At 44.7% G+C, this 1436-nt stretch carries 1 protein-coding gene; it reads left to right on the forward strand.

Annotated elements, in window-relative coordinates:
- The first annotated feature begins 139 nt into the window (after positions 1–139).
- Positions 140–1417, forward strand: coding sequence for a hypothetical protein (locus D6694_08460; protein ID RMH41946.1), 1278 nt, complete (start codon positions 140–142; stop codon positions 1415–1417).
- The last annotated feature ends 19 nt before the right edge of the window (positions 1418–1436 follow it).

The raw sequence follows: 1436 nt of genomic DNA on the forward strand, positions 1-1436 counted from the left end.
CAGGACACCCCCGAAAAACCGGGATCAATGAATTCATAAGGTTTAAGAAATATTATACCTAAAGCGGATAAAAAGCTTGAATAAATAAAAAAAGGTAGCCTCATTATAGTCGACAAAAACCATAAAAAGGAGGCAACCTATGGACATCAAAAAACGAGTCCTGACAAAATTTAATCAAGTTACAGCAAAATACAAAAGTTATTTCAGTCGTCCGGTATATAAATTCATTCGCGATATATCGTTTGGCATTCTTCGCTCTGGGCATGTTCATTTAAGCAAGATTGGTTCAGCGCTTGAGGAAAAGACGAGTTTGAAAAAGACAACCGAACGACTTTCAAGCCACCTGGGTCGAGTCGGTCTTGACAAAGAATTGACAGCCTGTCACCTTGAGGTGAACAAACGGACGTTCCGTCAAGCGAAATACTTGATCGGCGATATGAGCGACATCAACAAGGCCTACGCGGAGAAGATGGAAGGGCTGGGACGAGTTCATGACGGCAGTAGCGGTGAGTTGTGCAATGGATACTGGCAGTTCAATATAATCGGCGTCGATGAAGCGGGGACGAGCATCATGCCGATGCTGAGTACCTTGTTTGCCACAGACAAAGAAGGCGGTAAGGGCTTTTCAGAGAACAAGAAGATTTTAGAGTCAGTGGCGACAGTATCGAGCCATCTTGAAAAGGAACAGATTTTTGTATATGATCGCGGCGGTGATCGGATTAAGTTGATGATGCCGTGGATAAAACAAAAACAGTACTTTATCATACGACAAACCGGGTTGCGACATATATATGTAAACAATGAGCTAAAGAAATTAAAAGAGTATGCCAAGCGCATCAATCGTCCGCATAGGATCACAGTTCACACGCGCCGTAGAAACAGGTTAAAGGCTCGCCTATTTGAATGTGGCGCCCGGCAGGTTTATTTGCCGCGGGAACATGGTTCAGGCCCCATGGATACAGCGTTGTGGTTGGTGTCGGCCAGAGAGCCGGGAAAAGGGTGGTGCTGGTATTTGTGTTTTATCCCGGCGGAGACCGAAGCAGCGGCTGTAAGAATCGCCATGCAGGGTTACGGCTATCGCTGGAAAATCGAAGAAGTACATCGACAGATAAAAAGCGATTATCATCTGGAGGACATTTGTTTGCGGCGCTATACGGCGTTGAAAAACTTTAATGTGCTGTTCTGGATGACCATGAGTTTTCTTTATCAGCATATGGAGGGATTGAGTTTGGAAGTATTGCAACACTTAAAAGTACAGGTGGTGTATCGTCGACACAAACTCAAGGAGTATATTGGTTTTGTTTACTACAAGCTGGCAAAGGCGGTTAAAATAATTTTTGCGGAAATCAGGCTGCGAAGGTTAACTCTGAAAGATGAGCGACGTCAGATTGCCCAACTTTGTCTGGCCCTTGAGTGAAAAAATCGGGGGTAGCCAG

The sequence above is a fragment of the Gammaproteobacteria bacterium genome (assembly GCA_003696665.1).
Classification (GTDB): domain Bacteria; phylum Pseudomonadota; class Gammaproteobacteria; order Enterobacterales.